1 protein-coding gene is annotated in these 6,079 nt (G+C 59.1%); it reads left to right on the top strand.

Annotation, left to right across the window (positions count from 1 at the left end; all coding sequences use genetic code 11):
* A partial coding sequence (locus NTD87_RS04210) for a DUF637 domain-containing protein (protein ID WP_262112112.1) occupies positions 1 to 6,079 on the top strand: 6,079 nt, incomplete at both ends.

Here is a 6,079-nt window from a genome sequence, read left to right as displayed (position 1 = left end):
TGTCGTCCAGAACAGTGGCGACGGCCTGATCTACAGCCAGAACGGCGACCTGCAACTCAGCGCCGCGAGCCTGGCCAACGCCAAAGGCACCGTGCAAAGCCTGGGCTCCAGCACCCTGACCGTCAGCGGCGATATCGACAACCAAAGCGGCCGGCTCCTGGCCCAGAGCGGTGACCTGACGGTCAGTGCCGCCAACCTGGACAACCGCGGCGGCACCCTCGCCAGCGTCAAGGGCGCCCTCGAAGCGCGCATCGTCGGTGTGTTGAAAAACGGCTATGACCTGAGCAACAACCGTCAGGGCGGCATCGTTCAGGCCCAGCGTCTGAACCTCAGTGCATGGGGCGGTATCGATAACTACGGCGGCCGCATCGCAGCGCAAACCGGCGACGCGATCGTCTCGACCGGCAACTTCGACAACCGCAATGGCGGCCTCTACGCCAAAGGCCGGGTCAGCGTCACCGGCAACAACTTCGACAACAGCGGCGACAACGACGGCCAGATCGCCGGCAACCAGATCGACCTGAATCTCACCGGTGCCCTGAACAACCGTCTGGGCATCATCGAGAGCGACAGCACCCTGAGCGTGCGCGCCGCCAGCCTCGACAACCAGACCGGCCAGCTGCGTGCCCTGGGCAGCAGTGGCCAAACCAACTTCCAGATCGGCGGCTTGTTCGACAACCGCAACGGCAAACTGGAAACCGCGAACAGTGACCTGACGCTCAACGCAGGGGGGTTCCTGAACCAGGGCGGTAGCCTGTTGCACGTGGGCACCGGCACCTTCGATATCGCCACGGCCAACGTCACGGGGGCCGGAGGCTCCATCGTGACCCGTGGTGGCCTGACCCTCAGCGCCGACACGTTGACCAACAGCAGCGTGATCCAGGCAGGGCGCCTGACCGTCAACGTCAACAACCTGAACCAGACCGGCAGTGGGCAATTGCTGGCCTCCACCAGCCTGGTGGGTAACGGGGTCAACTGGAACAACGATGGCCTGATCGCCAGTGATGGTACGGCCAGCCTTGCGCTGGGCGGCAATTATGGCGGCAACGGTCGCTACAGCAGCCTGGGTAATCTGGGGCTGACAGCCGCCTCGATGACTCTGGGCGGTGCAGGCAGTGTTGCCAGTGGCGGGGACGCCACGGTCTATGTCGGTGGGCAGTTGAATAACTACGGCCGGCTGACTTCAGCCGCCGGTATGACCGTCACTGCCGGCGGTATCAACAACTATGGGACCCTGGGCAGTAGTGGCAATCTGCGTCTGAGTGCGTCCAGCCTGCTGAATCAAAATGGTTTGATCTTCAGCGGTGGTGATATGGCGCTGCGGACCAATGTGTTCACTAACCGTTATGCGGATGTGTACAGCCTCGGCAATCTCAGCATCGCCAGGGATGATGGCAATGGTTTGAGCTCATCGATTAACAACATTTCCGCAACGCTTGAAAGCGGCGGTGATATGAGCCTGGCGGCGGATCATATCGAGAACCGCAAGGATGTATTCCAGACTACCGGGGGAGGGATGGTCTCGGGGTATATCGGGGTGAAGTGTTACGCCTGTGCAGAGTTTGTTCCATACGTTGGTTATCAGGAAGACGGTTATTTTGTCTGGGTGGAGAACTACAAGTCGCAGATCGTTCAGGATTCTGCGTCAGCAAGTATGACGGCCGGGAGAAACTTCTTGGCCAGCGGCAGAGAGTTTCTCAATCAGTCATCGACGGTTAGTGCCGGTAACAACGCAACCCTGAACTTGCAGACATTCACCAATCAGGGTGCGTCGGTAGGTGATTACAGCGTGCGGCGCTCATTCGACCTACCCAACGATGTGAAAGGGAATATGGGTATTTGGGTGTCGGTGATGAACTACAACTCCGCCAATGATCCCTCTTACTACAATCAATACCAGCGTCCCAGCTTGCATGCCTGGAGCACTGACAATGTCGAGTCCATGCTCCCGATAATTTCGAAGCCCGGAGGTCGCGGGGATAATCCCTACACCTCCTTTGGTATAGTGCATATAAGTGATAGCCCTGACCCTAGATGGCTTACCAATGCACACTACAACATAGATGCCCCACGAGCTGAAGCTCCGGATACTGTTAAAAACGCCGCATTCACCGAGAACACACTGATCGAGAGTGGTCCCTCCACCTTTGCCAGCGCCATCGTGCAGGCAGGTGGTGCGGTCAACATCAACGCTTCGCAGAATCTCACCAACAGCGTGGTTCGCGGAGGCGTAGCGCTTGGCGGTGGAGCATCGCGCGTCGGCTCGACGCAGCTCAGCGGCCAGGCCGCACCTACCGTCGTCACCTTCAATGCTCAGTTGCCGCCAAACCTGGCTCAACAGCAAGTCAACCCGATCACACTCCCTGGCTTCACCCTGCCCACCGGCCAGAACGGTCTGTTCCGTCTCAGTGGCCAAGGCACCAGCGCGGCGGTCGCCACGACGACTGGCGGCGGCCCGCAAAGCTGGACCATGGGCAGCGCCTCGGTCAGCACCGCCCAGCGTCAACAAAGCCTGCCGGATGTTCAGGCGCGCAGCGTTCAGATCGGTGATATCGCCCAAGTGGCCTCCAGCGACCGACAACTGACCCGGATCACCCGTCAGGCCACCGACAGCAACGTGAGCGCCAGCGCGATCAATGTCAGCGCTCCCGCCGACAATGCTGGCAGCACCCTGCTGTTGCCGGGCCATGAAGGCAACGCTGGGGCTATCACCCAAGTGGGGGCTGTGCATGTCGACGGCGCCAGCCAGAGCGCGGTCGCTACCGGTCCGGACCTGAGCCTGCCAACACTGCCGCTCAACCCACGTGACCCGTTGGCCAGCGTGACCTCGCCTGTGGCCGCGCCGCTTGTGCCGCCGGTGAATACTCAAGCTCCCGGCGCCTTGATCAGCGCCCCGATTGCCGTCCCCGGTGTGGTGACCGCACCGACCGTCAGCATTCCGCTGGTTAGCAATCCGGCAATCGCGACGCCAGTGACCCGTATTCCAGCGGTGGTTTCGCCACTGATCAGTACCCCGAATGTCAATGTGTCGGTGGTCCCTCCGTCTGTGATCGGCACCCCCGCGGCCAGCCAGACCGTGGCCCGCGTTCAGGGCTTACCGGATACCTCGTTCAAAGCCAACCCGCAGAAATACCTGATCGAAACCAACCCGGTGCTCACCGACCTCAAGCAATTCATGAGCTCGGACTACCTGCTGGCGAACCTCGGCTACGACCCGGATAAAAGCGCCAAGCGTCTGGGCGATGGCCTCTACGAGCAAAAGCTGATTCAACAAGCCGTAGTCGCCCGTACCGGCCAGCGCTTCATCGACGGTCAGACCTCGGACGAAAAGCTGTTCAAGTACCTGATGAACAACGCCATCGCCAGCAAAAACGAACTGAACCTGTCACTGGGCGTGAGCCTGACCTCCGAACAAGTCGCGGCCCTGACCCACGATATTGTCTGGATGGAAAGCGCCGTGGTGAACGGCGAGCAAGTGCTGGTGCCGGTGCTGTACCTGGCCAACGCCAACAACCGTCTGGCCGCCAACGGCGCCTTGATCCAGGGCAGCGACGTCAACCTGATCGCCGGCAAGGACCTGGACAACGCCGGCACCTTGCGCGCCAGCAACAACCTGTTGGCTACCGCCGGCAACGATCTGGTCAACAGCGGTCTGGTGGAAGCCGGTAATCGTCTGGATCTGTTGGCGGGTAACAATATCGTCAACAAGGCCGGCGGCATCATCGCCGGTCGTGACGTCAGCCTGACGGCGATCAATGGCGATGTGGTCAACGAACGAACGATCACTACAGCCAAAGCCAGCGATGGCTACACAAGCACCAGTAAAGACTACGCCAACAGCGCTGCTCGTATCGAAGCCGCCAACGACCTCTCGCTTCAGGCTGGCCGCGATGTCAACAACACGGGTGGCGTACTGCAAAGCGGTCGCGACACCCGCATCAACGCGGGGCGTGACGTGAATCTGCTGTCCGCCCAGGTCGACAGCAAACTTGCCGGTGGCAGCAGTTTTCTCGACGAGAAAATCGTTCAACTGACAGGCTCCATCAACTCGGGACGCGACGTTTCCGTCAGCGCCGGTCGTGATATCTCCGCGATTGCCAGTCAGATCGATGCCAAGCGTGACATTGCAATGTCGGCCACGGAAAACCTGACCCTGGCCTCGGCGGCGGACGAAACTCACTTTTACTCCAAAGACCGCCACGTCACCGAGCAGCGGGATCATGTCAGCCAGGTTGCGACCACTCTCAACGCCGGCGGCAATGTTGCGCTGAGCGCGGGTAAGGACATGACGCTCATTTCCAGCCGCATCAGCGCCGGCGACGAAGCTTACCTGGTGGCTGGCGGTAAATTGGATGTGCTGGCTGCGCAAGACAGCGACTACTCGCTGTACGACAAAAAGGAAAAAGGCGGTTGGGGCAGCAGTCAAACCCAGCGCGATGAAGTGACCAAGGTCACTAATGTGGGGAGCGAGATCAAGACCGGTGGGGACCTGACACTGGTCAGCGGTGGGGACCAGAAGTATCAGGTGGCCAAGCTCGAAAGCGGTAAGGATCTGACGCTGCAAAGCGGTGGCGCCATCACCTTTGAAGGGGTGAAGGATCTGAAGAAGGAAAGCCATGAGAAGAGCGACAACGACCTCGCCTGGACCTCTATGGAAGGCAAGGGCAATACCGACGAGACCCTGCGGCAGAGCAAACTGGTGGCTAAAGGCAATCTGGTGATCAAAGCCGTCGACGGCCTGAAGATCGACGTCAAGCAAATCGACCAGAACACCGTCAGCCAGACCATTGATGCGATGGTCAAGGCCGACCCGCAACTGGCTTGGCTCAAGGACGCCGAGAAGCGTGGGGATGTCGATTGGCGGCAAGTTAAGGAGATGCACGACTCCTTCCAGTACAGCCATTCCGGGCTGGGCCAAGGGGCGATGTTGGCGATCATTATTATTGTCACGGTGCTGACGGCCGGGGCGGCGAGTGCGGCGGTGGGGGCAGCAACTAGTGCCTCGGCTGGTACGACGATGGCTGCCGCTACAGCGGAAGTAGCAGCCACTGCGACCACTGCTGCTGTCGATGCTACAGCGGCGGGTCTGGGGAATGTTATCGCTTCGGCAGCACTGACCTCGATGGCGAGTACCGGGGTGGTCAGTGTTATCAATAACAAAGGGAATATAGGAGCAGCTTTCAAGGATACTTTCAGTAGCGATAGTCTGAAAAACGCTGCCATTGCAGGTTTTACCGCCGGTGCGATGAACTATGCCGACAGCAACTGGTTCCAGAGCCCAAGTGGTGCAACTAACGGTGGATCGCAAGTCACAAGTGCGGGCCCGATCCAAAACCCGGGCTATTCCAGCGATATGCTCAGTTGGAGTAATGCCGAGCAAACCGTGTTGCGCAGCAGTACGCATGCGCTGATCAACAGCGGGATCTCGACGGCCATCAATGGCGGTAGTTTTGGTCAAAATCTTGGTGGAGCGCTTGTCGGAGAGGGATTGGATCTCGCCGCCGCTGCCGGTAATAAGGGGGTTGGTGATCTTGCTCAGGAGCTAAAAGTCGATCCTGGGACAGCGCAGGCAATTCTCTTTCATGCTGTATTGGGCGGGTTGATATCGTCGGCTAAAGGCGAGGGTTTTACCAGCGGGGCTATTGCTGGAGGCGTTGCTGAGGGACTGACGCCGAAGGCAAACGAGTTTCTGGCTCAGTATGTGAGCGAGCATTTCAATGCTAACGATTTAAGTCTGCAAGGCAGTCAAGACAAGATCGCCACCGCCCAAATCATCGGCTTGTTGTCGGCGGCGTTGGCTGGTGGCAACGCCAATACCGGCAGTCTGATTGGGGGGGCTGGTGAGAAGTACAACAGCGAGCTGCATAAAAATCAGATAAAGGAAACTGATTATGAGCTACGTAAGGAGATCGGGGAGTATATTCCCCAGCAGGAGCAGGATAGCCTTGGCAAAATTGAGCCCATTGAGATTATGCAAGGGCCTCATGGCGGGGCTAGTCCTCTGGGTACAAGTCTTCTGGGATCAGGTAAGTTACCTGTTGTCGGGGGATCAGGAACAAGTGGTAATGTTGCAACAGAA

Origin of the sequence: Pseudomonas sp. 6D_7.1_Bac1 (assembly GCF_025465945.1) — a bacterium.
Lineage (GTDB): Bacteria > Pseudomonadota > Gammaproteobacteria > Pseudomonadales > Pseudomonadaceae > Aquipseudomonas.
This window is presented reverse-complemented; position numbering and strand designations above follow the sequence as displayed.